This window comes from Aquabacter cavernae, from assembly GCF_003993795.1.
Taxonomy (GTDB): domain Bacteria; phylum Pseudomonadota; class Alphaproteobacteria; order Rhizobiales; family Xanthobacteraceae; genus Aquabacter; species Aquabacter cavernae.
In genome coordinates this window covers 167,577-192,493 of the sequence record NZ_RWKV01000016.1, presented here as the reverse complement: position 1 = coordinate 192,493, position 24,917 = coordinate 167,577, and the positions used below count along the sequence as shown (strand labels likewise).

The window sequence follows — 24,917 nt, the reverse complement described above, 5'->3', positions numbered from 1 at the left end:
GGGGCTTGGGCGATCCGCCCCGGCCCCCGTCATGGACAGGGGCCGAAGGGGCCGGGTTTCAGCGACCCGGTTCAAGCGTCTCCAGGAAGCGCACAGGCGCGCCCACGGACGGCGTGGTCAATTCGCCTTCCCACATGACCTTGCGGCCGCGCACGAAGGTGCCCACAGGCCAGCCGGTGACCTCGACGCCGTCATAGGGCGTCCACTGCGCGCGCGAGGCGATCCAGCCATTGGTGATGGTGGTGCGGCGCTTCAGGTCCACCACGGTGAAGTCGGCATCGTAGCCGGTGGCGATCCGGCCCTTGCAGGCGATGTTGAACAGGCGCGCGGGTCCGGCGCTGGAGAGGTCCACGAAGCGCTCCAGGCTGAGGCGCCCTTCGGCCACATGGTCCAGCATCAGCGGCACCAGGGTCTGCACGCCGGTCATGCCCGAGGGCGTGTCGGGATAGGGCTTCGCCTTCTCCTCCAGCGTGTGGGGCGCATGGTCGGACCCCAGCACGTCCACCACGCCGTTAAGGATGCCGCGCCACAGGGCCGCGCGATGGCGCGCCTCGCGCACCGGCGGGTTCATCTGCGCCAGCGTGCCGAGACGCTGGTAGCATTCGGGCGCCGCCATGGTGAGGTGGTGGGGCGTCACCTCCACCGAGGCCACGTCCCGGTGCTCGGCGAGATAGGCGATCTCCTCGGCGCTGGTCACATGCAGCACATGCACGCGGGCGCCCACTTCGCGGGCCAGCGTCACAAGGCGGCGGGTGGCGGTCAGGGCCGCGATCTCGTCGCGCCAGACGGGATGGGAGGAGGCATCGCCCGGCACGCGCAACGGCTTGCGCTCATTGAGGCGCGGCTCGTCCTCGCAATGGAAGGCGGCGCGGCGGCGGATCACCTTCAGGATGGCGCGCACGCCCGGATCATCAGCCACCAGAAGCGAGCCGGTGGAGGAGCCGATGAACACCTTGATGCCCGCGGCGCCCGGCAGGCGCTCCAGTTCCGGCAGATCAGCCACATTCTCGTGGGTGCCGCCCACATAGAAAGCGTGGTCGCAATGCATGCGGTCCTTGGCGCGGGCGAGCTTGTCCTCCAGCGCGGCGGGGTTGGTGGTCTGGGGATTGGTGTTCGGCATCTCGAACACGGCAGTGACGCCGCCCATGACGGCGGCGCGGGAGCCCGTCTCCAGGTCTTCCTTGTGGTCGAGGCCGGGCTCGCGGAAATGGACCTGGGTGTCGATGACGCCGGGCAGCACATGCAGCCCCGTGCAGTCCACCGTTTCGCCCGCCTGGGCGGCAGAGAGAGTGCCGATGGCGCGGATGGCGCCGTTGGTCACGCCGATATCGGTGACGGCCGCGCCGTTGGGGGTGACGACGGTGCCGCCTTTCAGGAGGAGGTCGAATGTGTCAGCCATGAGCGGGGCTCTCTTGAGAGGGGTCGTCGGGGGCTTTAAGTCTCTCAGGGAATTCTGACAAGGAGCGGGCATGCCCCTCGCATTTCTCACCGATCGTGCCTTGGTCCGGGTAAGCGGCCCGGATGCGCGTCATTTTCTCCACAATGTGGTGACCTGCAACGTGGAGACGCTGGCGGCGGACGGCGCGCGGTTCGGCGCGCTGCTGGCGCCGCAAGGCAAGATTCTGTTCGACTTCCTCATCTATGCGCCCGAGCCGGATCTGTTCCTGCTGGATGGACCCCTGGTGCTGGTGGCCGACCTCCTCAAGCGCCTCGGCCTTTATCGCCTGCGGGCCAAGGTGGAATTGTCCATTCTCCCGGACGCCGCGGTGGCGGCGGGGTGGGGCGAGGGATGGGACCTGCCGGACGGTGCCCTGGCCTTTCCGGATCCCCGCATTCCCGCCCTGGGGTCACGGATCGTGCTGCCCGCCGAGCCGGAGGGGTTCGCCGATGCGTCGGCCTATGAGGCGCACCGCATCGGGCTCGGCATCCCGAAGGGCGGGGCGGACTTCGTCTATGGCGACGCCTTCCCCCACGAGACCGACATGGACCAACTGGGCGGCATTGATTTCAAGAAGGGCTGCTATGTGGGCCAGGAAGTGGTGAGCCGCATGCAGCATCGCGGCACCGCCCGCACCCGCTCCGTCATCGCCCGCTTCGAGCATCCGCCCGAGCCCGGCTCCGAGATTTTCGCCGGGGAGAAGCCGGTGGGCCGCATGGGGTCTTCCGCAGGCACCCAGGGCATCGCCCTCGCCCGTCTCGACCGCGTGGCGGACGCCCGCGCCGCTGGGCTTCCCCTCAAGGCTGCGGGCATCGAAGTGACGCTCCACAAGCCGGATTGGGCGACTTTCACGATGGAAGGATAGGTTATTCGGCGGGACCGCTGTGACGGGGACCGTCGAGCCGCGTAGCTGCGTAGCCCATCGCGATGATCACGAGAGGCAGAACCACATAGGCGTAAATCCACAGCGTCGTCATTTAAGGCGTCCTAACATGCCTCTTGCCAGCAAGTGTAGCATCGCCGAGGCGACAAGCCAAAGTCCGCTGCCGATGATGATGAGCACATTGGCGGGTGGGGTGGTGACGTTTCCCAATCCATAGAGAGCGGCGGCGGCCGGTCCCAATACTCCTACGGTCAGGCACGCAGTGGAAGCCCGGTCCAGCGCATTCGCCGTAAGCTTGGTTCTCTCGTTATGGATCAGGCTCATGGGTCAGGTGCGTGGGATGATGGGCGCTACCATGGATAGCATAACTCCTGAGTCACGAGGCATAGATGCGTGAAGCTTTCCGTCACCCCGACGGTCTCTGCCGCTGCCCCTGGTGCGGCACCGATCCCGTCTACATGGCCTATCACGATGAGGAATGGGGCGTGCCCGAGCGCGACTCTCGCGCCTTGTTCGAGAAGCTGCTGCTGGACGGCTTCCAGGCGGGCCTCGCCTGGATCACCATCCTGCGCAAGCGGGACAATTTCCGCCGTGCCTTCGACGGGTTCGAGCCGGAGGTGATCGTCCGCTACGGCCCCGAAAAGGTGGCGGCGCTGATGGCGGATGCCGGTATCGTGCGCAACCGGGCGAAGATCGAAGGTGCGATCCTGTCCGCGCGTGCCTATCTGGAACTGCGGGAGAAGGGCGTCGATTTCTCCGCCTTCCTGTGGGAGAGCGTCGGCGGCGAGACCTTCGTGCGCCGCCCGCTCGTCCCGTCTGACATTCCCGGCGAGACGGCGGAATCCCGCCTGCTCTCGAAGCGCCTGAAGGCGGCGGGGTTCAAGTTCTGCGGCCCCACCATCGTCTATGCCGCCATGCAGGCCTGCGGACTGGTGGACGACCATCTGGTGGACTGCCACCGCGCCCGGCCCGGCTGATCCCGGGCCGGCGGGGTTGGACTATTTGCCGTCCAGCCGCCGGGAGAAGACGATGCGCGGCTCCTCCTCATAGCCGGCGGCGGCATAGAAGGCGCGGACCTGTTCGTTTTCCGGCCGCACCATGAGCATGAGCTTGGGAATGCCGCGCGCCCGCAGCCAGTCTTCCGCCGCGCGGGTGAGCTTGCGCCCGAAGCCCTGGCGAACGCGATCCGGTGCCACCGCCAGATAGTAGATCCAGCCCCGATGCCCGTCATGGCCCACCATGACGGAGCCGAGGAGGGCATTGTCCCGGCGCAGGACGAGGATGGTGGAGTGCGGTCCGCGCCGCGCCAGCGCGATGTCGGCGCGGGCGTCGTTCCAGGGGCGCAGGAGACCGGCCGCGTCCCACAGCGCCACCAGGGCATCGGTGTCCGTATCGGTGGCGTGGGTGATGTCGGAGGTCATGTCAGTCTCCTTGCGGAACCAGGGGCCGGGGTGCGGCCGCCCGGCCGAGCCGGTCGGCGATGGCTTCGCCCAGCCCTTCATGCGGCAGGGGCGCGACGGCGATGGCCTCGGCTCCGGCAGCATCAAGCTGGCGCAATGCTGCGTAGAGGTTCGCCGCCGCCTCTTCAAGGGAACCGGAAGGGCTGAGGTCGAACACGATGGCGGCGGTCTCAGTGCCGGGCGGGCGATGGCCCGCGAAGGTCAGCAACGCCTCACCCGGCCGCACCTCGTCCGCATCGAGCCGCACGGCCGCGTTCGGGGCATAATGAGAGGCGAGGCGGCCGGGAGACTGGGGTCGTTCGGCATCATCGTCAGCCGCGGCGTCCGGCAATGCGTGGCCCAGCACGTCCTCCAGCGCCGCGCGGGGGATTCCGCCGGGGCGCAGCAAAGTGGGATGGGGCCCCGTGCAGTCCACGATGGTGGATTCGACGCCCACCGGCGTCGCGCCACCGTCCAGGATCACGTCGATGCGCCCGGTGAGGTCAGCGGCCACATGCTCGGCCAAAGTGGGCGAGACATGGCCCGACCGGTTGGCGCTCGGCCCCACCACGGGGCGGGCCGCCGCCTCCAGGAAGGCGCGGGCCGCCGCATGGTCGGGCACGCGCAGCGCCACCGTGTCGAGTCCTGCACGGGCGAGGTCGCACACCGCCGCCATGTCGCGGCAGGGCACCACCAAGGTGAGCGGCCCGGGCCAGAAGGCGGTGCCCAGGCGCCGGGCGGCCTGCGAGAAGTCGCCCAGCGCCATGGCGGCCGCAAGGTCCGGCAGATGGGCGATGAGCGGGTTGAAGGCGGGGCGGCCCTTGGCCGCATAGACGGCGGCCACCGCACGGGGATTACCCGCATCCGCCCCGAGGCCGTAGACGGTTTCCGTGGGGAAGGCGACGAGGCCGCCCGCGGCGATGATCCGCGCGGCTTCCAGCGCGGCTGCGCCATCCCCACGCGCATCGAGGATGCGCGTGGGGCGGGAGGCGGACGGGAGCGCGGCTTCGGGCATATGCGTCTTTCGGGCGTGTTCCGGGTCGTCTTGCGGGGCGCCGGGGTCGTGGCGGTCCGGCGGCCTGGGGCCGGGCCGAATTGACGGCGGTGTCCTGCTTCCGTCTATGTGGCGTTCCGCCCGGTCTTCGGGCCATACAAGCAGGCTGGACAGGCAGCAGGCTCTAAGGCCGGGCCAAGGCCGCCGTCAATGCGGTGCATGCGCCGCGAACAGGGGGAGGTGGAATTCACATGACCTATCGTGCGCCCGTCGAGGAGACGTCCTTCTTCCTCAAGACCTGCACCTCGCTGCCGCTTCTCATGGAGCAGGGGCTGGTGGATCTGTCCTTCGACCTCGTGGACAGCATCCTGGAAGAGGCCGGAAAGTTCGCCGCCGACGAGATCGCGCCGCTGGACCGGGTGGGCGACACCAAGGGCCCCGTGCTGAAGGACGGCAGCGTCACCACCGCGCCCGGCTGGAAAGAGGTCTATTCCGCCTGGAGCGAGGCCGGCTGGAACGGCGTGTCCGCTGAGGAGGCGTTCGGCGGCCAGCATCTGCCCAGCAGCATCACCTCCGTGCTCACCGAGTTCTGGAACAGCGCCTCGCCGGCCTTCGGCATCGGCCCGGTGCTGACCATGGGCGCGGTGGAAGCGCTCACCATGCACGGCTCGAAGGCCCTGCAGGACGTCTACCTGTCCAAGCTGGTGAGCGGCACCTGGACCGGCACCATGAACCTCACCGAGCCGCAGGCGGGCTCGGACCTTGCCGCGCTGCGCGCCCGCGCCGAGCGCCGGGAGGACGGCACCTACCGCGTCTTCGGTTCCAAGATCTTCATCTCCTACGGCGACCACGACATCGCCGAGAACATCGTCCACCTGGTGCTCGCGCGTCTGCCCGATGCGCCCGCCGGAACGCGGGGCATCTCGCTGTTCGTGGTGCCCAAATTCCTGGTGAATGCGGACGGCACGCTGGGCGCACACAATGACGTGAAGGTGGTGGGGCTGGAGCACAAGCTGGGCCTGCACGGCTCGCCCACCTGCACCATGAGCTATGGCGACAGCGGGGAGGGCGCGGTCGGTTATCTCGTCGGCGAGGAGAATCGCGGCCTCGCCTGCATGTTCACCATGATGAACAATGCCCGCCTCGCGGTGGCGATCCAGGGCGTGGCGGTGGCCGAGCGCGCCACCCAGCGTGCGCTGGCCTTCGCCAAGGAGCGTCGCCAGGGTCGCGCGCCCGGAGCGCCCGCCTCCGAAATGAGCCCCATCATCGCCCATCCCGACGTGCGGCGCATGCTGCTGACCATGCGGGCGGAGACGGAAGCCGCGCGCGCGCTGTGCCTGCGCACCGCCGATGCCCTCGACCGCGCCCGGCGCCTGCCAGACCCGGCGGAGCGGGCGGCCGCCCTGGACGAGGCGAGCCTGCTCACCCCCATCGCCAAGGCGTTCGCCACCGATGCGGGCATCAAGGTGTCCTCGCTGGGCATCCAGGTGCATGGCGGCATGGGCTATATCGAGGAGACCGGCGCCGCCCAGCATTTCCGGGATGCCCGCATCTTCGCCATCTATGAGGGCACCAACGGCATCCAGGCCATTGACCTCGTCACCCGCAAGCTGCCGGTGCGCGAGGGTAGCCTCGTGGATGGGCTCATCGCCGATTATCGCGAGGATGCCGCGCGCATCTCCGCGCTGAATGCTCCCGAATTTGGTCATACGGGCGAGCGCCTTGCGGAAGCGGTGGATGCGCTGGCCCGCGCCACCCGGCGCATGCTGGACTGGATGCCCGACGAGCCGGTGAAGGCATTGGCGGGCGCGACACCCTATCTCGCGCTGTTCGCCCGCGCGGCAGGCGGGGCTTATCTCGCCCGCGTGGCGCTGGCGGCTCATGGGGCGCAGGCGGCGGGGGAAAGCGATCCGCGCCACGCGGCCCGCATCGCCACGGCCCGCTTCTTCGCGGAAAACCTCGCCGTGGAGGCATCGGGCCTCGAACTGTCCGCGACCCAGGGCGAGGGCACGGTGCTGGAAGGCGAGGCGGCGATCCTGGGGGCCTGAGGGCCCCTGGAGTGTTTCTGCGTTTCCGAGCGAACCGCTTCGCACTTCGTTCGGAAACGCTTTATCGACGCGGGGCAGCGGGACGCACACCGGGGGCGGGGCGCTCCAGAAGCACCTCGCGCCGGAACCGTACGAGACGGGCGGGGCGCCCGCCGGTCTCGGTTGCGGTCTCTCCGGTCTCTTCCACGAGCCCCTGTGTCTCCACCAGGCGGCGGAAATTTTGCTTGTGGAGGCGCATGCCGGACAGGGCTTCCACCGCGCGCTGGAGCTGGAGCAGGGTGAAGGCGGGCGGCATCAACTCGAACACCACGGGGCGATACTTGATCTTGCCCCGCAGGCGGCCGATGGCGGTGGCGAGGATGCGGCGATGGTCAAAGGCCATGGCCCGGCCGAGCGGGGGGGCTGTACCCCCGTCGGCCACGGTGTCCGCGGCTTCCTGGACGAGGCCCGCCTCATAGAGCAGTTCGTAGCGCTCCAGCACCCGCTCGTCGTTCCAGGCGCCACCCGAGCCGAAGGCGAGCCGCCGCCGTTCCCGCCGGATATCCGCCGCCGTCGCATGTCCCGCACGCCCGGCCCATGCGTCCAGACCCGCCTCGATCGTGTCGAGGATGGCAGGGCGCCCGGCGCGCCAGTCCTCCCAGGGGAAGCAGGAATACCAGTCGAGCCAGGATGCTTCGATCTCGCCCGCCGGCCGGGCTTCCCGCACCAGAGCGAGATAGGCCACCGACAGCGCCCGTGCCCCGTCATCCTGCCGGTCGAGATCGCCGAACGTGTAGAGCTGCTCCACATAATTGAGGGTCTGGTTGGTCTGCTTCTCCACCCAGGAGCGCAGCCCGGCCTCCAATGTGCGGTGGTCGCTTTCCAGCGGGCCCGAGGGCAGGGCAGGCCGCTCCCCGCCGCGCACGGACAGCACGCGCGGCTCATCCTGCGTCACCGCCGCCACTGCCGCCGACAGATCAATGCTCACGCCAGCGGGGGCGGAGGGTGCAGCGGGGCGGGGCAGGCGGGGGGGCATGGATTGCTTCCACCTCGATGGATGGCACGCGGGGTCGCGGCAGGCTTTCGAGCTATGACGTGAAACGCCTTGCGCTTCAATGCGTCCGGCCACGGGATCGTTTGCATACGCGCAAAAAACACCGCGACGTGTTCCCGGATGAGCGCATGACACCGGCCCCTTCGGGTTGAACCGACCGCTCACCTCTTGATAGAGAGCGGCTCCATCTCATGCGCGGGAGAGACCGGTGCTGGACGAGGGATTCGTGCAGGCGGCCGAGAGCGCCCTGCGGGCGGACTTGCCGCGATGGGGGCTTGCCCCCGATGCGCGGCTGGAATGCCTGTCCGTGTCGGAGAACGTGGCCTTCCGCGCTGAGGACGGCACGCGGGATCTGGTGCTGCGCGTCCACCGGCCGGGCTATCACGACCGCGCCGAGATCGCGTCGGAGCTGGCTTGGCTGCGGGCCCTGGAAGGAGAGCTTCCCGTGCCGTGCCCGGTGGCGGCGCGGGACGGGGATTTCATCCAGGACCTGACACCCGGCGGGCGGCTGCATCATGTGGTGGCGTTCCGCTATCTACCTGGAGCGGCGCCGGAGCCGGGGGCGGACCTTTCCGGCTGGTTCGCGGATCTCGGCGCGCTGACGGCGCGGCTGCATGGCCATGCCCGTTCCTGGCGGCGGCCGGAGGGGTTCCGGCGCAAGGTCTGGACCTTCGAGACCACGCTCGGCACCGCCCCCCATTGGGGCGACTGGCGCGCGGGCCTGGGGCTTGAGGCGGACGGCGCGCGGGTGATCGGGCGGGCGGCCGCGCGACTGGAGCGGGACCTGGCCGTGATCGGCCAGGGGCCGGACGTGTTCGGCCTCATCCATGCGGACCTCCGGCTCGCCAACCTGCTGGTGGACACAGCGGGCCTGTCGCTGATCGACTTCGACGATTGCGGCTTCTCGTGGTTCCTCTACGACTTCGCGGCGGCGGTGAGCTTCATCGAGCACGAGCCCTATGTTCCTGCCCTCGCTGCGGCCTGGGCCGACGGCTACCGGCGCGTGGCGCCTTTGTCCCAGGCGGATGCGGGGCTGCTGCCTTTATTCGTGACGCTGCGCCGCATCCTGCTCACTGCGTGGCTGGCCTCCCACAAGGAGACCGACACCGCCCGCGCGCTGGGGCCGGATTATACGCGCGGGACGGTGGAACTGTGCGAGGCGTTCCTCGCCCGGTAAAGCGTTTCCGAGCGAAGTGTGAAGCGGTTCGCGTGAAGGAAACGCGGAAAACAAAGAGAGTGGGTGTTTCAGCGTTTCCACGAAAGGCTGAAACACTCTAGCGGATCAGACCGACAGGCGCGCCAGGAGCACCACGCCGCCGAGCGCGATGGCGGCGCCCGACGCGCGCACCAGCGCCGCGCCATGGCGCTCGCCGATGCGGGCAATGCCCATGCCCACGCCGATGCCAGCCAGATGCAGCATGACGGTGGCGATGACGAAGCCGGCACCATAAGCGAGGCCGCTGGCATTCTCGGGCATCTCGGCGCCGTGGGCGTGGCCGTGGAACAGGGCGAAGAAGCCCGCAAGGCCCACCGCCGCCGCGAGCGGCAGGGTGACGCCGTAGGCCACGGCGGCGCCCAGCACCACAACGGACAGCGCGATGCCGATTTCCACATAAGGCAGATCCATGCCGGTCGCGCCCAGCGCGCCGCCCGCCACCATCAGCCCGACAAAGGCCAGCGGTACGGCCCAGACCGCGCGCCCACCCGACTGCCAGGCCAGGATGCCCACGGCCACCATGGCGAGCACATGGTCGATGCCGGTGAGCGGGTGGAAGAAGCCGTGGCTAAAGCCGTGCGCATCGCCCACGCCGGTATGGGCGAAGGCCACGGACGGAAGGAGGCCGAACAGGCCGGCGGCGAGAACGGGGCGAAGCGAGCGCATCATTGTATGTTGGTCCCTCTGGAGACCCACATGCTAGATCGCGTACACGCCGCCGTGAACCTTTTCTCGCGCGCTGTGATGTTCGGAAACGCGCCGGTATCGGAGCCGTGGTTGGCACCGTGGTGCGGTATTGGTATGCAGTGTGGGTTTGGTGTCCCAGCGAGTGAACCCATGAGCCGCGATTTCTCCGTTCTGCGTGTCTGTGCCCTGGCGGGCGCCCTCGTCCTGACGGGTATGGGCGGTGCATTCGCTCAGGCACCGGCGGCGCCTGCCGCTCCCGCGCCCGCGCAGCAGCCCAGGAAGCCGGCTCCCGCCGCCCCTGCGGCCCAGAAGCCTGCGCTTGGCGCCAGCGAGGATGAGGGGCCGACCCGCACCAGCGCCACTTATGACGATTGGGTGGTTCGCTGCGAGCGCGGCGAGGGCACGGGCGGTGCCAAGGTGTGCGAGGTGGCGCAGACCCTCCAGATCGGCAATGCCCAGCAGGGCCTCACCGCCCAGGTGGTGTTCGGCAAGCTGAAGAGCGACGCGCCCCTGCGGCTCGTGCTCCAGCTTCCGGTGGGCGTGTGGCTGCCGGCGGGCGCGCAGCTCACCGTGGGCGACAACGGCAAGCCCATTCCGGTCGCCTTCAAGTTCTGCATCCGCGCGTGCATCGCGGACGTGGACCTGACGCCCCAGCAGGCGAGTGCCATCTCCTCGGCCACGGGGGCGGGCTCCCTGGTGTTCCAGGACCGCAATCAGTCCACGATCACCTTGCCCATCTCGCTCAAGGGCCTCTCCGCGGCTCTCTCCGCGCGCGACAAGATGTGAGGCGCGGCCTCGCGGCGCTGGAGCTTCCATGCTGCAGCGCATCAGGGATGCCGTTTTCGCATGGCACCCCATTTCCTGTTTGATATCAGATTGATAATGCCTTTCCCTCAAAGGGAGTGTGCTTATCTCTTAGGTCAGTCTCCTTGACCTTTGTTGCAATGCACATAGGTTGCGGGCCACGGTCCAATGGATCAGGAGGCCCGCATGATGACCGAACAGGGGGACGCGATCCCGGTGATTCGCCGCCTGTGGCCGGCGGAAGCGCTGTTGTTTCGCGACCATATGCTCCGCCTCGACACGGACAGCCGGCGCAGCCGGTTCGGCTCCTCGGTGAGCGAGGAATTCGTCACCCATTATGCCGGGCGGGTGTTCCGCTCGGGCTCCATCGTTATGGGGGCGTTCCTGGACGGGACGCTGCGCGCGGCCGGTGAACTCTATCCCCTTTCGGAGATCCTGGCCCAGGAGGCGGAGGCGGCGTTCAGCGTGGAGACCGAGTATCAGGGACACGGCCTCGGCACCCTGCTGATGGAGCGCCTCATCCTGGCTGCCCGCAATCGCGGCATCCGCACCCTGCAGATGAACTGCCTCGCCTATAACCGCCCCATGCAGAAGATGGCCCGTAAGTTCGATGCGGACCTCGCCTTCGACAGCGATACGGTAATTGCCCAGGTGGTGGCGCCTTTCCCCACGGCCATGTCGCTGGCGGAGGAGGCGAATGCCGAGGCGCGGGGGGTGGCGGGCGCCATCTTCCAGGCGCAGCGCGATGCCGCCGGGCGTGTCTTCGAGATGTTCCTTCCCACGCCTCGCGCCGCCTGACGGCGCCGGGGGTCTTTCGGGCCCTAGTGGGAAACGGTCTTGGAGAGCAGGTTCACCACCAGCACGCCCGCGATGATGAGGCCGAGCCCGACAATGGCGGGCAGGTCCAGCTTCTGGCCGTAAAGCACGGCGCCGATGCCCGCCACCAGGACGATGCCGACCCCGGACCAGACCGCATAGGCGATGCCCACCGGCATGGTCCGCAGCACCAGCGACAGGCAATAGAAGGCAATCGCATAGCCCACCGCCACGATGATGGAGGGGCCGAGGCGGGTGAAGCCTTCCGCGGCCTTCAGGGCGGACGTGGCGATCACTTCCGCCACGATGGCGATGAACAGATAGAGATAGGTCATGGCCGCATGGAAGGGATGCGGGCCTGTTCCGTCAACGCATTTCTCGCGGCATCGGCGAAGCACTTGTCCCTTTGTCGGGGGCAATAAAGCGCGCGCAAAAGGGGTCGGTCCCAGCCCGAAACAAAACCGCCGGCCCGAAGGCCGGCGGTCCGATCTATGGTGCTGTCCGGGCGCGTCAGCTTTGCGGCTGAACGTCCGGCGTGTTGTCGCCGGCGGGGCCGCCACGGCGGCGGTCGGCCATGAACTGGTCGAACTCGGCCTTGTCCTTCGCCATCCGCAGGCGCTCCAGGAAGTCCTTGAACTCCCGCTGCTCGTCTTCCAGGCGCTTCAGCGTTTCGGCGCGGTAGTCGTCGAAGGCGCGGTTGCCGGAGGAGGGCGGGCCCCAGAAGCCGTTGCCGCCCGGTCCACGGCCGCCGCCGCACATGCGGTCCATCTTGTCCTGCCAGCGGCTCATGCGATGGCCGCAGCCGATGCGCCCACTGAAGATGGTGAAGGCCAGCAGCGCCAAGCCCACCGGCCACCAGAACACGAAGCCGAGGATCGCCAGCGCGACCCACGCCCCGGTGCCGAGGCCATCCAGTTTCGATACGAGTGTCACGGGCGAACCCTTTCGGTGTGAATGTAAATAACATTTACATATATGCGTGTGAGGCTGGTTTCTGTCAAGCGGTGCCCGGGGACGGAGACGCGGAAATCAGCGGTTCGGATCGGCGCCGAGACCCTGAAGATAGATGAGCACGCCCGCCTCCAGCAGGTCCTCGGCGGGCATGGGCAGGTTGCGCCGTGCCTTGTCACCACGACCGAACAGGTCGGCGATGCCGTGGGCGAGCGACCAGATGTGCAGCGCCAGCATGAGGGCGGGCGGACGGGACGGCAGGCTCGCGGCAACCGCTTCCGCCGCGTTGCGCAGGGCGCCGAAGGCCCGGTCGCCGGCCGCCCGCAGTTCCGGCGTGGCATCCGCTGGCACATTGGCCTCGAACATGGCGGCATAATAAGCCGGTTGCGTGCGGGCGAAGGCGAGATAGGCGCGGCCCAGCCGCTCCAATGCGGTGCGGGGGTCGGGGCGGCCCTTGTCCCAGGCAGCCTCCAGCGCGTCCGCGAACGCCGAGAAGCCGCGCAGGGCCACTTCGGCCATCAATTCGTCCCGGTCCTTGAAATGGCGGTAGGGCGCGGCCGGGCTGACGCCCGCGGCGCGCGCCGCCTCCGCGAAGGTGAAGCCGCCCGGCCCCTTCTCGCCGATGAGGTCCAGCACCGCGCGCACCAGGGCTTCCTTCAGGTTGCCGTGGTGATAGGCGCGGGGGCCGTCGCGGTCCGACTTCGACCAGCTCATGATGGGATCCCGATCATGTAAGCTTCATTTACATAAAGCAGGCCGCCCGTCGAGGGGCGGCTCATCCCAGCTCGAAGCTGGTGATACCGTAGATGCGCGCGACCGGCAGGTCGGGAGCGTCCCCGCGATACATGCGGGCGGTCTCGAACACCGGGGAGAGCCCCGCCTCCTGGGCCATGGTGCGGGCCGCCTCGTTAGGTTCGGGCACGTCCAGGAACAAAGGCGCGTCCGGGGCGGCGGCATGGGCGGCGGTGGAGAGGCCCGCATAGAGGGCGCGGGCGGTGTCGTCGTCCTGCGCGAACAGGGGGCCGATCTTGTGTCCCTCACGGGCGCGGCGGACCACCCCGTAGCCTGTCACCGCGTCGCCGCTGCGGGCGAGGAGGGCCGTGCCCTCTGGCGGCACCAGCCAGCGTTCGAGGAAGCCCGGCCGGTCGAAGCCGAAATGCGCCCGGTCGAAGCCGAACAGGGCCGGGAAATCGGCCCGCTCGATGGGGGTGACGCCGCCCGCGCCCGGCAGGCTGATGGGGCGCCCGCCGAAGCGGATGTTGCGGTGGGCCAGGACGAAGCCGGACGTGCGGTAATTATCCTGCTGGGCCACCACGCCGTCGAGGCCGATGGTGCGCGTGCCGAGGCGCTCCATGGCCGCCTGCCAGAGCCGCAGGCCGAGGCCATGGCCGCGCCGCTCCGGCCGGCAGATATAGAAGCCGATGAAGCCGAACACCTCGCCATAGGTCATGGCCGAGATGCAGGCGGTGAGCGCTTCGCCCTCGAACAGGCCGAGGAAGCCCTCCGGGTCCTGCGCCTGGAAGGGCTGGGCATCGTGGAGGGCGGGATTCCAGCCTTCCCCGGCGGCCCATTCCACCGCCATGTCCACTTCGTCGGGTGTGAGGGTGCGGATCTCGGCGGGGATTTCGGACGCGGTTTCGCTCATGCCCCGGTCCCCAGCCGCTCCAGGAAGCCGGCAAGGTCCTGGGTCACATGGTCCACATAGGCCGCTTCCCGGCCCTCGAACTCCCACGCCTGCCGGGTTTCCACCGTCTCGTCGGGGGGCACCACCAGCACGGTGGCCATGCCCAGGCGGTGGGGCACTTCCAGGTTGCGGGCGAGATCCTCGAACATGGCGGCCCGGTCCGGCGCGACCCCGTGGGCGCGCAGGAAGCGCAGATAGGCTTCCTCGGTGGGCTTGGGATGGAACTCCGCCGCCACGATGTCGTGCACCGCCGCGAAATGCCCGCCGAGCCCCAGCCGGTCCAGCACGTTCTGCGCGTGCCGTTCCGAGCCGTTCGTATAAACGAGCTTCACGCCCGGAAGCTGCTCGATGGCCGCCGCGAGGCGCGGGGAGGGGTCGAGGCCCGAGAGGTCCACGTCATGCACATGGGCGAGGAAGGGCGTCGGGTCCAGCCCGTGCTCGATCATCAGCCCGCGCAGCGAGGTGCCGTAGCGGCGGTAATAGTCCTTCTGGACCACGAACGCCTCTTCCGGCGTCACCCCGAGGAAGCGGGCCACATAGTCCCGCATCCGCGCGTCCAGCTGCGTCCAGAGGTCGTGCTGGGCGGGATAGAGGGTGTTGTCGAGGTCGAAGACCCAGGTCTCGACCTCGTTGAAGCCTCGCGGCTCGGGGGCCATGGATGTCACCGGGTGATGAGGGTTCCCGCCCCGTGATCGGTGAGCAGTTCCAGCAGCACGGAATGGGGCACCTTGCCGTCGAGGATGACCACGCCTTCCACGCCCTGCTCCAGGGCATAGATGCAGGTCTCCACCTTGGGGATCATGCCGCCCGACACGGTGCCGTCGGCGATCAGCCGCCGGGCTTCCGCGATGGTGAGTTCCGGGATGAGCTGCTTGTTCTTGTCCAGCACGCCGGGCACGTCGGTGAGCATGAGCAGGCGCTTGGCGCCCAGCGCGCCGGCGATGGCGCCCGCGAAGGTGTCGGCGTTCACGTTGTAGGTGCCGCCATCCGAGGCGGCCGCCACGGGCGCGAGCACCGGGATCAGCTCGCGGCGCAGGATCTGGTCGAGCACGGTCGTGTCCACCGTGTCCGGCTCGCCCACGAAGCCGAGATCCACCGCATGCTCGATCTGGCTTTCCGGATCGGTGATGGTGCGGGACGCCTTCTTGGCGATGACCATGTTGCCGTCCTTGCCGCAAAGCCCGATGGCCTTGCCGCCGGCGGCGTTGATGTAGCCCACGATCTGCTTGTTGATGGAGCCCGCGAGCACCATCTCGACGATCTCGACGGTGGCCTTGTCGGTGATGCGCAGGCCCGCCGCGAACTGCGACTTGATGCCCAGCTTCTCCAGCATGGCGCCGATCTGCGGTCCCCCGCCATGGACCACCACCGGGTTCACACCCGACTGCTCCAGAAGCACGATGTCCTCGGCGAAGTGCCGCGCCACGTCCTCGTTGCCCATGGCGTGGCCGCCATACTTCACCACGACAATGGAATCGTCATAGCGCTGCATATGGGGGAGGGCTTTTGCGAGCACTTCGGCCTGGAGCTGGCCTTGCGCGTCGATCAGCGGGTTTTGCGCGCTCATGGGCGGGTCTTTCGTTACGGGGGCGGCGCGTTTTAGACCATCGGCGCGAAAAACTGAATGCCTCTCCTTAAGGGGCAGCCATGACGGCCTCGCAACCACCACAATTGGGCTTAGAGCAATGCGGGCCGCAGACCCGCGCCTGCTCCGGATTCCCTGGATGAGCCTTCGACCCGCCTTTCCGCGCCGGCCCGCCGATCTCGGTCCCCGCGTGATCTTCCTTTTGTTCGTGCTGCTGTTCGCGCTGGTGGCGATCCCGGTGGTGACCCATCCGGTGCCCCCGCTCTCGGACTATGCGAACCATCTGGCGCGCATGCACGTCATCGGCCAGGGCGGGCGGGACGCGGACCTCGCGCGTTTCTATTCGGTGGAATGGGCGGTCATCCCCAATCTGATGATGGACCTGATCGTGCCGGTCATCGATCGGTTCACCAGCGTCTATGTGGCGGGCGAGATCTATACGCTCGGTTGCTTCGCCCTCATCACCTTCGGCACGCTGGCGCTCAACCGGGCGCTGTTCGGCCTGTGGTCGGCCACCCCGCTGCTGGCCTTCCCGCTGCTCTATAACGGCATCTTCCTCATCGGGGTGATGAACTACATCTTCGGCATCGGCCTCGCTCTGCTGGCGCTTGCCGCCTGGGTGAGCCTGCGGGAGCGGCCGGTGCGCTATGGGGTGGCGACCGTCTTCGTCGTCGCCCTGTTCTTCTGCCATCTGGTGGCTTTGGGCGTGTACGGCATCGGCCTGCTGGCGTTCGAGATCGGGCGGCTGTGGGAGACGCGCGGAACGCCGCTGCGCCCTCGCCTTCTCTCCTTGTGCGCGGCGGGGCTGCCTTTCCTCGCCGCCGTCCCGCTCATGGCGCTGAGCCCGACGCTGGGTCTTTCGGGCGAGAATTACTGGGCGCCACAGGGCAAGGTCACGGGCGTCGAGTTCATCATCAATGTCTATTACGACGTGGTGGCCTTCGGCCTCACGGGCGTGGTGGCCATTGCGGGGGTGTGGGCGCTGCGCCACGGCCTCATGCGCACCGCGCCGCTCCTCATTCCGCTGCTCATCGTCGGCGGCCTCGTCTATCTCGCCATGCCGCGCACGGCCTTTGCCACCTACATGGCCGACCAGCGCATTCCCACGGCGCTGGCCTTCATGGTCCTGGCCTGCGTGCGGGTGGATCTGCGCAGCCGCCTCGTGCGGCGGGCCTTCGCGGTGCTGCTGGTGCTGCTGCTCTGCATCCGCGTGACGGAGGTGCAGGTGATGTGGGACCGCCTCACCGCCTGGACCGACGGGTTCCGCGCGTCCGTCGCCAAGATCGACCGGGGCTCGCGGGTGCTGGTGGCCTATGCGGATCCGCGCGGCGGCGGTGCGCCCATGGATCTCGGCCTCGTCCACGCCGCCTGCCTCGCCATGATCGAGAAGGGCGCGCTGGTGACCACCGCCTTCACGGTTCCGGGCAAGCAGATCCTGCGGGCGAACCCGCCCTATCGGGATTTCGTGGACACCGAGGACGGCTTCCCGCCCACCGTCGAGCAATTGCAGGTGAGCGCCGACAGCTCCACGCCGGACGGCCCGCGCTATTGGGACCTCTGGCCCAAGCATTTCGATTACGTGTATGTGCTCTATACGGAGCCCGGCGACCTGAACCCGGACCCCGAGCGCCTCGACCTCGTGGCGGAGGGGGCGCGGTTCCAGCTCTACAAGGTGAAGCCGGAGGCGCACTGACCCGTCATGTCTCCGTCACGGGGGCATGACAGAGCCGGTCGATGCGCCCGCTGTAAGGAAGAAACCCGTGTCCGAAATCGTGCTGACCAATGCCCTGCTGGTGCTCGACGACCGCGTCGAGGACGGAACGGTGCATGTGCGGGACGGGCGCATCGCGGCGGTGGAGCGCGGGCGCTCGCATTTGCCCGGAGCCGTCGATTGTGGGGGCGATCATCTGGCGCCCGGCCTCATCGACCTGCACACGGACGCGCTGGAAGGCCATTTCGTGCCCCGCCCCAAGGTGGTGTGGCCGGACCACCGCGCCGCAGCCCTCGCCCATGACGCGCAGACCGTGGCGGCGGGCGTCACCACCGTGTTCGACGCCATCTGCGCGGGCGGTTTCGACCAGGCGAAGTCCGTGCGCAAGGAATTGTTCGGCATCATGCTGGACGCGGTGGAGGACAATGCGGGCCTGTTCCGCGCCGACCACCGCATCCATCTGCGCTGCGAGCTGACCGACCCGGACGTGCTGGCCCTGGTGGAGCCGGAACTGGGGCGTCCGCGTGTCGGCCTCGCCTCTCTCATGGATCACACGCCCGGCACGCGCCAATGGCGGAACCTGGAAAATCTGCGCACCTTCCTGCTGGGCATCGGCAAGACCGCCGAGGATGTGGAAGTGGAACTGACGGAGCGCACCGAGCGGGGCCGCGCGGCCGTGGCGGCCAATTTCACCCATCTTGCCGGCCTGCTGGGCGAGACGACGATCGTGCGCGCCAGCCATGACGACACCACGCCCGAGCATGTGGCGGACGCGCGGGACGCGGGCTGCACCATCAGCGAATTCCCCACCACCCTGGAGGCGGCCCGCGCCGCCCGCGAGGCGGGCCTCACCACCATCGGCGGCGGACCCAATGTGGTGCGCGGCGGCTCCCATTCCGGCGGCGTCGCCATGAAGGACCTCGCCGCCGAGGGGCTGCTGGATGCGCTCGCCTCCGATTATGTGCCCGCCAGCCTCCTCCAGGCGGTGGCGACCCTGGCCCGCACGGGCGCCATGGACCTGCCCCGTGCCCTGGCGCTGGTGACATCCGCCCCGGCGCGCATGGCGGGGCTGTCCGACCGGGGACGCCTCGCGCCCGGCCTGCGGGCCGACCTGCTGCGCTTCCGCTTCGTGGGCGACACGCCCGTGGTGCGGGAAGTGTTGGTGGAAGGCGCGCGCGCCTTCTGAAGGCGGGGAGGGGGATGCAGGGGCATCCCCACCTTGACCAAAGCGCGGGCGGACGCCAGGAAGGGCGTTGGACGGACGGGTCTCCCGGCCGCACCGAACCCGATCCACGAGAGGTGTCCCGTGACCGCGCGCTATGCCGTCTATCTCGCGCCGCCGCCCGACAGCTTCCTGTGGTCCTTCGGCTCGCGCGTCGTCGGCTATGACGCCGCCACCGGCTGCGACCTGCCGGCGCCGGACCTGTCCGGCTTCGACGGCGAGACATGGCGCCGCCTCACTGCCGAGCCGCGACGCTACGGTTTCCACGGCACGCTGAAGGCCCCCTTCCGGCTTGCCGGGGGCATGGCGGAGGCCGACCTGATCTCCGCCGTGGACGCATTTGCGGGCGGCCATCACACCTTCGAGCTTGCGGCGCTGGAAGTGACCGCGCTCGGCTCCTTCGTGGCGCTGGTGCCGGGCATGCCGACCCCCGCCCTCTCGGCGCTGGCGGAAGGGGCCGTGGAGGAACTGGACGGCCTGCGCGCGCCGCTCACCCCGGCGGAGGTCGCCCGGCGTCGCCCGGACGATCTGTCGGCGCGCCAGCGGGAGCATCTGGCCCGCTACGGCTACCCTTATGTGTTCGAGGATTTCCGCTTCCACATGACGTTGACCGGGCCACTGAGCGACGACCAGCGACCCCATGCCTTCAACGCCCTGTCGGACGCCTATGCGGTGGCGAGCGCCCATCTGCCCGTGGCGGTTGCGGATGTGTGCGTGTTCCGCCAGGAGCAGCCGGACGAACGGTTCCGCATCCTCCACCGCGCGCTGCTGCGGACCTCGTGACGCCATGCAGCGCCTCGGCGTCGCCCCCACCATAGATTCCAGCGCCGTCCTCACGGACAGCCGCCTCGGCCGCTATACGCAGGTCGGCCCCCGCGTGCGTCTGCACGAGGTGGAGATGGACGACTATTCCTATGTGGAGCACGATTCCGACATCGCCTATGCGCGGATCGGCAAGTTCTGCTCCATCGCTGCGCTGACGCGGCTCAATCCCGGCAACCATCCCATGTGGCGGGCGAGCCAGAGCCACTTCACCTATCGCGCCGCCGCCTATTTCGACGATGCGACGGACGAGGACGACTTTTTCGCGTGGCGGCGCGCGCATCCGGTCACGCTGGGCCATGACGTGTGGATCGGCCATGGCGCCATCATTCTGCCGGGGCGCAGCGTGGGCACCGGCGGGGTGGTGGCGGCCGGGGCCGTGGTGAGCCGGGACGTGCCGGCCTATGCGGTGGTGGGCGGCGTGCCCGCGCGGGTCATCAAGATGCGCTTTCCCGACACGGTGGTCGCGCGCCTCCTGGCGCTGTGCTGGTGGGACTGGGACCATGCGCGCCTGCGGGCCGCGCTGGAGGATTTCCGCGCGCTGCCCATCGAGGCGTTCCTGGACAAGCACGGGGCCTGAGGCCCCGGCCGTCTTCATCCCGGCCGCGTCAGGCGGGGCGCACGAAATCGATTCCGTGGGCGCCGCAGGTGGCCGCCACCTCGCCGAAATCCAGGTTTTCCAGGCCGCGCTCGGTGATGTCCGACAGCTTGCCGAACATGGCGGTGATGCTGGTGCTCGGGTTGGCGAGCACCAGGAGCTTTGCTTCCTTCGGCCCGGGATTGAAGAAGCCGTGCACGCGCCCGCGCGGGCCGTAGAAGAAGCCGCCCGTCTCCAGCACCATGGCGCCGCCCGCGCAATCCTCGCCCTCGAAGCGGATGGCGCCGTCGAGCACGTAGAAGCATTCGTCTTCCACGCCGTGGCGATGGGGCGGGATGCCCTGGCCCACCGGAACCGTGATCTCCATGCAGGAGAGCGTGCCCGCCGACTGGTGCGGCTCCAGCTTGTAGATCATGTGCACCCCGAGCACCCGCTCGAACCGCCCCACACCCGCCGGGCTCAGCACGTTCAGTGCCCCGCCTGCCCCATACCCATCCATCGTCCTGCTCCGTATTTGCTCTTGAATTAGACAGAATGCCTGTCTTTTATAGACAAGTCTTCTGTCTATATGTCAAGGAGGGGAAATGACCGGACCCAACATTTCGCAAACCCAGCGTACGCTGGGCTATCTCCTGCGCCATGCCTATGAATGCCTGTCGGAGCAGGTCTATGGGAGCCTCGCGGCGCGGGGCTTCGCGGATATCCGGCGGGCGCATTCCAACGTGTTCCGCCACATCGCGGCCGGTGGCTCGCGGGTGAGCGATCTGGCCGAGCGCGCTCACATGACCAAGCAGGGCATGGCCTATCTGGTGGAGAGCCTCGCGGGCCTCGGCTATCTGGAGGTGATGCCCGACCCTGCGGACGGGCGGGCCAAGCTCGCGCGGCTCACGGTGCGGGGCGATGCGGCCTCCCGCGAACTGGTGCGGCTGAGCCGGGAGGCGGAAGAGACATTTGCCGCCGCTCTCCCGCCGGGCGACATGGAGCGCCTGCGCGGTCAGCTTGAGGGGCTGGTGGCGAAGATGGGCGCGCGCGGGGCTTAGAGCATTTTCGAGCGAAGTGGACTCCGGTTCGCGTGAAGAAAATGCGTAGAAACAAAGCCGTAGAGCATTTCCGGCGAACCGGAGTTCACCGGAAACGCTCTAGGAGGCGTCCCCGGCCTTGGCTTCCTGCGTGCCCAGGGCCTCGGCGAGGCGCATCTTCGCAGAGCCGGGCTTGAGGGGCTTCTGCTGGCTTTCATGGGGTGCCCAGCCCGAAAGCCAGACGATCTCGAACGTCGCCCGCACCCGTCCGTCCGGATCGCTGAACCGTTCGGCATAGACTTCCGCCGCCCGCAGCAAAGTGGCGCGACGCAAGGGCACCCGGCGGCGTTCCGCCAGCGCATTGGCCGCCCCCATGCGCCGCAGGTCCGTGAACAAGGCGAAGGGCGTGGCGTAGCGCACGGTGACGCGGTCCACGTCCGTCACCGGTAACGCGAAGCCCGCCCGCTGGAGCAGGCCGCCAAGATCCCGCACATCCACGAAGGGGGCGACGCGCGGGGAGACCCCGCCCGTGGTTTCGCTTTCCGCCACCGCGAAGGCCTCGCGCAGTTCCGACAGGCTCGTCCCGCCGATCATGGCCGCGAGGAACAGGCCGTCCGGCCGCAAAGCGCGGCGGATCTGGGCGAAGCTGCCCGGCAGGTCGTTCACATTCTGGAGGGCGAGCGCGGACACGACGAGGTCCAGCGATCCGTCCGCGAAGGGAAGGGCCTCCTCGTCCGCCACCACGTCCCGGCTCGCCACAAGAGCGCGGTCCGCCTGCGGGGCGGCGCGATGGAGCGTGCCGATGCCCGATTGCTCCGGCGCCATGCCGAGCCAGGTGGCGGGATCGGCCAGGGCCTGCGCCACCGCGTCGGTGGGGGTGCCGAGGTCGAGAGCCCGCTCGAAACGACGCTTCACCGTGGCGACCCGGTCCGCGAGGTCCGTGGCGGCACGGTCCAGGAGGAAATCGGCAGGGCCGAGCCCCGCTGCTCGGGCAAGGCGTCGGCGCGCGAGCGCGCGGTCGAAGACGAGGGGATGACTCATGCCCCGCATATAGGCCCTCGCCGCGGACCTTGCACCTTCCCCGCCCGCTGGAACGGGCGCGGAGGCGTCATCTCATACCAACGGCCCCGGTCTTTGACCGGGGCCGCGTGGGTTTCGCTCAAATGCCGCGCGGGCCTTTGGTCTCATTCCGGCTCGATGCCGGCGGCCTTGGTGATCTTCGCCCACTTGGCGGTTTCCGTCTCCACGAAGGCGGCCAGTTCCGCCGGGGTGGAGGAGGAGGGCTCCACGCCCGCCGCCAGCAGCGCGTCGGTGACGCTCTTCTCGCCCATGGCCTTCACCATGGCCTTGTTGAGGATGTCCACCACGTCCTTGGGCGTCTTGGCCGGGGCGAAGGCGGCGAACCACGCGGTCAGCTCATACTCCTTCAGGCCCGCCTCGCGCATGGTGGGCAATTCGGGCGCCAGCGGCGAGCGCTCCGCGCTGGAGACGCCCAGCGCCTTCAGCTTGCCCGCCCGCGCCGAGGGGAGGGTGGTGGAGATATCCGCGAACATCACCTGGACCTGTCCGCCGAGGAGATCGGACACCGCCTGCGGGTTGGACTTATAGGGCACATAGAGAAGGTCCACCCCGGCGGCGGTCTTCAGCATCTCCACCGCGAGGCGCGAGGAGGTGGAGCCGGCACCGAAGGAGAGCTTGCCGGGATTGGCCTTGGCATAGGCGATCAACTCCTGGGTGGAATTCACCGGCAAGGAGGGGTTCACCACCAAAGCGAGGGTGATGGAGCCGAGCTTGGTGATGGGCTCGAAGTCCTTCACATGGTCGTAGGAGAGCTTCTTCACCAGCGCCTGGTTGGAGGCGTGGGTGGAATTGGAGGTGATGAGCACCGTGTAGCCGTCCGGCGCGGCGCGAGCCACCTGGCTCGCGGCGATCTGGCCGTTGGCGCCCGGCACATTCTCCACCACCACCGGCTGGCCGAGCTGGGACGATACGTTCTGGCCGAGCACACGGGCCAGCGTGTCCGTGGCGCTGCCCGCCGCGAACGGCACCACGAAGCGGATGGGCTTGGTGGGATAGGACTGGGCGAAGGCGGGCGCGGCGCCCGCCAGCGTGAGAGCGAGGCCCGCCAGCGCGGCGCGTCGTGTCAGGGTGAATCCCATGGGCATTTGTGTTTCCTCCGGATTTTCAGATTGTGGTTTCAACGGCAAGAAGCGCGCGGCGCACGGCCGCGTCGGGGTCGAGGGGCAAGGCCAGCAGGTGGAAGGAGAGCGTCTTTCCGTGGCCGTCGAGGCCAAGCGAGGCGTTCACGCCCCCGTCCAGCACATCGTCCAGCACGAAGTTGAAGGCGTTGAGATTGGGCAGGTCGTAGCGCACCACCCGTGACGGGTGGCGGGCCGCGAAATGGGCGGCGACGCGCTCGGCCGTCACCTGCGCGGCGAGCGCGTCGAACGCCTCCGGCACACGGCAGACCAAGGCGAGATTCAGCCGGTTGCCCTTGTCGCCCGCGCGGGCGAAGGCGAGGCGGTGCAGCAGGACGGGATCGGTCATGACGCCGCTCCGAACAGGGTGGCGCGGGGGGCGGTCCAGGCGCGCTCCACGAGGCAGGAGGCGCTGGCGAGGCGCGCGGTGAGATGGCGCCGCACGCCCCCTCCACCCGCCGGGCCCGCGCAGTAAAGGCCTTCCACCTCGTCCAGCATCAGATCGAGCAGGGCCTTGTCCGAGGACTGGGCGGAGAAGCGCAGGCGCACGTCCGCGCTCTCAGTGGCCGGGAACAGGCCGTCCAGCGTGGCGCCCGCCGTGTCGTTGAAGACCGAGGCGATGCCGATGGCATCCACCCGCAATCCGAGGCCCGGCGCCCGCCGGGCCAGGCGCTCGCGCACCACTTGCGCCGCGAGGCGCGCGCGGGCGGCGGCATTGGGACCGGCATAGGAGATTTCCCCTTCCGCCAGATAGCCCGCCTCGAAGCAGACCGTGGCCTTCAGCGTCTCTGGCCGGGGCTTGCCCTTCACGCCGGTGATGCGGACCCGGTCCGCCCCCAACTCCTCCACGCGCGCTTGCGTGATGTCCATGACCACGTCGGGGGTGAGATAGGCGGCGGGGTCGTGGATCTCGTAGAGCATCTGCTCGGTCACGGTGAAGCGGTCCACCCGCCCGCCCGTGCCCGGCGGCTTGGTGATGGTGATGGTGCCGTCGCGGCCGATCTCGGCGATGGGAAAGCCCACATCCGCAAGGCCCGGCACGTCCTTGGCGCCGGGATCGGCGAAATAGCCGCCGCAGACCTGCGCGCCGCATTCCAGCAGGTGCCCGGCCAGCGTCCCCGCCGCCATCCTGTCCCAGTCCTGGGGCGACCAGCCGAACACATGCAGCAGCGGGCCGAGCGCCAAGGCGGGGTCGGCGACGCGGCCGGTCACCACGATGTCCGCGCCCAGTTCCAGGGCGTCGGCGATGGCGGCGGCACCGATATAGGCGTCCGCCGAGACGATCTCGGAGCGCCCGGCGAGCAGCGTGCCCATCTCCCGCGCGGCATACTCAGCCACGGGGCGGGCGGGGTCGAGGTCGGACCCCGTGACCACGCCGATGCGCGGCGCATGGCCCATGGCGCGGGCGAGGTCCGCGATGCGCGCGGCGGCGGCCTGCGGATTGGCGGCGCCGAAATTGCCGACAATGCGAATGCCGGCCTTCAGGCAATCCGAAAGAACGGGCGCCAGGAGCTTTTCCAAGGCAGGGCTGTAGCCCTTGGCCGGGTCCGCGCGGCGGGCGAGCTGGCACAAGGCGAGGGTGCGCTCGGCCAAAGTCTCGAAGATGAGGAAGCGCGGGCCGTCATGGCGCGCCAGTTCGGCGACCACCGGGCCCGCCGCATCGGTGCGGTCGCCCGCAAATCCGGCGCCGGAGCCGATCCGCACGACATCCGTCCCGGCTGTAGCAGGTCCCACCATCAACGCGCCTCCTCATTCCCCGTCTGCGCAGG

The 24,917-nt window shown here is 69.0% G+C and carries 27 protein-coding genes; 11 read left to right on the top strand and 16 right to left on the bottom strand.

The window, feature by feature from the left end; translation table 11 throughout:
• Positions 1-58: 58 nt before the first annotated feature.
• Positions 59-1,399 (bottom strand): dihydroorotase, encoded by a 1,341-nt coding sequence (locus EJJ38_RS16620; RefSeq protein ID WP_127091266.1) that lies wholly within the window; start codon positions 1,397-1,399, stop codon positions 59-61.
• A gap of 70 nt (positions 1,400-1,469) precedes the next feature.
• Between EJJ38_RS16620 and ygfZ the strand changes: the two genes are divergently transcribed.
• A complete protein-coding gene (gene ygfZ, locus EJJ38_RS16615; protein WP_127091264.1) occupies positions 1,470-2,303 on the top strand; it encodes a CAF17-like 4Fe-4S cluster assembly/insertion protein YgfZ in 834 nt (277 codons plus the stop codon).
• Positions 2,304-2,710: 407 nt separating this feature from the next.
• A complete protein-coding gene (locus EJJ38_RS16605) occupies positions 2,711-3,298 on the top strand; it encodes a DNA-3-methyladenine glycosylase I (RefSeq protein WP_127091262.1) in 588 nt (195 codons plus the stop codon).
• A gap of 21 nt (positions 3,299-3,319) precedes the next feature.
• On the opposite strand, the gene EJJ38_RS16600 is transcribed toward EJJ38_RS16605, so the two are convergent.
• Positions 3,320-3,742: a GNAT family acetyltransferase gene (locus EJJ38_RS16600; RefSeq protein ID WP_127091261.1), complete on the bottom strand. Its 423-nt coding sequence runs from the start codon at positions 3,740-3,742 to the stop codon at positions 3,320-3,322.
• A 1-nt stretch (position 3,743) separates the two neighbouring features.
• Positions 3,744-4,775 (bottom strand): L-threonylcarbamoyladenylate synthase, encoded by a 1,032-nt coding sequence (locus tag EJJ38_RS16595; protein ID WP_127091260.1) that lies wholly within the window; start codon positions 4,773-4,775, stop codon positions 3,744-3,746.
• Positions 4,776-5,005: 230 nt separating this feature from the next.
• Between EJJ38_RS16595 and EJJ38_RS16590 the strand changes: the two genes are divergently transcribed.
• Entirely contained in the window at positions 5,006-6,802 is a 1,797-nt protein-coding gene (locus EJJ38_RS16590; RefSeq protein ID WP_127091259.1) for an acyl-CoA dehydrogenase family protein, read from the top strand.
• A 61-nt stretch (positions 6,803-6,863) separates the two neighbouring features.
• On the opposite strand, the gene EJJ38_RS16585 is transcribed toward EJJ38_RS16590, so the two are convergent.
• Positions 6,864-7,817, bottom strand: a complete 954-nt coding sequence (locus EJJ38_RS16585; protein ID WP_127091258.1) for an NUDIX hydrolase — start codon at positions 7,815-7,817, stop codon at positions 6,864-6,866.
• Positions 7,818-8,043: 226 nt separating this feature from the next.
• Between EJJ38_RS16585 and EJJ38_RS16580 the strand changes: the two genes are divergently transcribed.
• A complete protein-coding gene (locus EJJ38_RS16580; RefSeq protein WP_127091257.1) occupies positions 8,044-9,012 on the top strand; it encodes a phosphotransferase enzyme family protein in 969 nt (322 codons plus the stop codon).
• Positions 9,013-9,117: 105 nt separating this feature from the next.
• On the opposite strand, the gene EJJ38_RS16575 is transcribed toward EJJ38_RS16580, so the two are convergent.
• On the bottom strand, positions 9,118-9,720 hold the full coding sequence (locus EJJ38_RS16575) for a HupE/UreJ family protein (RefSeq protein WP_127091256.1): 603 nt from the start codon (positions 9,718-9,720) through the stop codon (positions 9,118-9,120).
• A gap of 168 nt (positions 9,721-9,888) precedes the next feature.
• On the opposite strand from EJJ38_RS16575, the gene EJJ38_RS16570 reads away from it, so the two are divergent.
• The gene (locus tag EJJ38_RS16570) at positions 9,889-10,524 is read left to right on the top strand and encodes an invasion associated locus B family protein (RefSeq protein ID WP_245454293.1); all 636 of its coding nucleotides are present in this window, start codon (positions 9,889-9,891) and stop codon (positions 10,522-10,524) included.
• Positions 10,525-10,728: 204 nt separating this feature from the next.
• Entirely contained in the window at positions 10,729-11,340 is a 612-nt protein-coding gene (locus tag EJJ38_RS16565; protein ID WP_164738549.1) for a GNAT family N-acetyltransferase, read from the top strand.
• Between the two features lie 23 nt (positions 11,341-11,363).
• Here EJJ38_RS16565 and EJJ38_RS16560 read toward each other — a convergent pair whose 3' ends face one another.
• The 6 genes from EJJ38_RS16560 to argB form a co-directional block, all read right to left on the bottom strand.
• Positions 11,364-11,693, bottom strand: a complete 330-nt coding sequence (locus EJJ38_RS16560; RefSeq protein WP_127091254.1) for a DMT family transporter — start codon at positions 11,691-11,693, stop codon at positions 11,364-11,366.
• A 175-nt stretch (positions 11,694-11,868) separates the two neighbouring features.
• Positions 11,869-12,291 (bottom strand): DUF2852 domain-containing protein, encoded by a 423-nt coding sequence (locus EJJ38_RS16555; RefSeq protein WP_127091253.1) that lies wholly within the window; start codon positions 12,289-12,291, stop codon positions 11,869-11,871.
• Positions 12,292-12,387: 96 nt separating this feature from the next.
• Complete coding sequence (locus tag EJJ38_RS16550; RefSeq protein ID WP_127091252.1) at positions 12,388-13,023, bottom strand: TetR/AcrR family transcriptional regulator; 636 nt, start codon at positions 13,021-13,023, stop codon at positions 12,388-12,390.
• A 61-nt stretch (positions 13,024-13,084) separates the two neighbouring features.
• A complete protein-coding gene (locus EJJ38_RS16545) occupies positions 13,085-13,954 on the bottom strand; it encodes a GNAT family N-acetyltransferase (protein WP_127091251.1) in 870 nt (289 codons plus the stop codon).
• A complete protein-coding gene (locus tag EJJ38_RS16540) occupies positions 13,951-14,649 on the bottom strand; it encodes a pyrimidine 5'-nucleotidase (protein WP_127091250.1) in 699 nt (232 codons plus the stop codon). The genes EJJ38_RS16545 and EJJ38_RS16540 overlap by 4 nt, the downstream gene beginning before the upstream one ends.
• A gap of 5 nt (positions 14,650-14,654) precedes the next feature.
• On the bottom strand, positions 14,655-15,560 hold the full coding sequence (argB, locus tag EJJ38_RS16535) for an acetylglutamate kinase (protein WP_127091249.1): 906 nt from the start codon (positions 15,558-15,560) through the stop codon (positions 14,655-14,657).
• Positions 15,561-15,717: 157 nt separating this feature from the next.
• Between argB and EJJ38_RS16530 the strand changes: the two genes are divergently transcribed.
• The 4 genes from EJJ38_RS16530 (at position 15,718) to EJJ38_RS16515 (ending at position 19,913) form a co-directional block, all read left to right on the top strand.
• Complete coding sequence (locus tag EJJ38_RS16530; RefSeq protein ID WP_127091248.1) at positions 15,718-17,271, top strand: hypothetical protein; 1,554 nt, start codon at positions 15,718-15,720, stop codon at positions 17,269-17,271.
• A gap of 67 nt (positions 17,272-17,338) precedes the next feature.
• Entirely contained in the window at positions 17,339-18,475 is a 1,137-nt protein-coding gene (locus tag EJJ38_RS16525; RefSeq protein WP_245454292.1) for an alpha-D-ribose 1-methylphosphonate 5-triphosphate diphosphatase, read from the top strand.
• A 120-nt stretch (positions 18,476-18,595) separates the two neighbouring features.
• Entirely contained in the window at positions 18,596-19,294 is a 699-nt protein-coding gene (locus tag EJJ38_RS16520; protein WP_245454291.1) for a DUF1045 domain-containing protein, read from the top strand.
• 4 nt (positions 19,295-19,298) lie between these two features.
• A complete protein-coding gene (locus EJJ38_RS16515; protein ID WP_127091246.1) occupies positions 19,299-19,913 on the top strand; it encodes an LbetaH domain-containing protein in 615 nt (204 codons plus the stop codon).
• Positions 19,914-19,941: 28 nt separating this feature from the next.
• Here EJJ38_RS16515 and EJJ38_RS16510 read toward each other — a convergent pair whose 3' ends face one another.
• Positions 19,942-20,430, bottom strand: coding sequence for a cupin domain-containing protein (locus tag EJJ38_RS16510; RefSeq protein WP_127091245.1), 489 nt, complete (start codon positions 20,428-20,430; stop codon positions 19,942-19,944).
• Positions 20,431-20,515: 85 nt separating this feature from the next.
• Here EJJ38_RS16510 and EJJ38_RS16505 point away from each other — a divergent pair, with 85 nt between their 5' ends.
• Positions 20,516-20,971 (top strand): MarR family winged helix-turn-helix transcriptional regulator, encoded by a 456-nt coding sequence (locus tag EJJ38_RS16505; RefSeq protein WP_127091244.1) that lies wholly within the window; start codon positions 20,516-20,518, stop codon positions 20,969-20,971.
• 99 nt (positions 20,972-21,070) lie between these two features.
• Here EJJ38_RS16505 and EJJ38_RS16500 read toward each other — a convergent pair whose 3' ends face one another.
• The 4 genes from EJJ38_RS16500 to EJJ38_RS16485 all read right to left on the bottom strand — a co-directional run bounded on the left by EJJ38_RS16500 (position 21,071) and on the right by EJJ38_RS16485 (position 24,885).
• The gene (locus tag EJJ38_RS16500) at positions 21,071-21,991 is read right to left on the bottom strand and encodes a methyltransferase domain-containing protein (RefSeq protein WP_127091791.1); all 921 of its coding nucleotides are present in this window, start codon (positions 21,989-21,991) and stop codon (positions 21,071-21,073) included.
• A gap of 143 nt (positions 21,992-22,134) precedes the next feature.
• Positions 22,135-23,115, bottom strand: a complete 981-nt coding sequence (locus EJJ38_RS16495; protein ID WP_205666197.1) for a Bug family tripartite tricarboxylate transporter substrate binding protein — start codon at positions 23,113-23,115, stop codon at positions 22,135-22,137.
• Positions 23,116-23,134: 19 nt separating this feature from the next.
• Complete coding sequence (locus EJJ38_RS16490; protein ID WP_127091243.1) at positions 23,135-23,497, bottom strand: AtuA-related protein; 363 nt, start codon at positions 23,495-23,497, stop codon at positions 23,135-23,137.
• Positions 23,494-24,885 (bottom strand): acyclic terpene utilization AtuA family protein, encoded by a 1,392-nt coding sequence (locus tag EJJ38_RS16485; RefSeq protein ID WP_127091242.1) that lies wholly within the window; start codon positions 24,883-24,885, stop codon positions 23,494-23,496. The genes EJJ38_RS16490 and EJJ38_RS16485 overlap by 4 nt, the downstream gene beginning before the upstream one ends.
• Positions 24,886-24,917 lie beyond the last annotated feature (32 nt).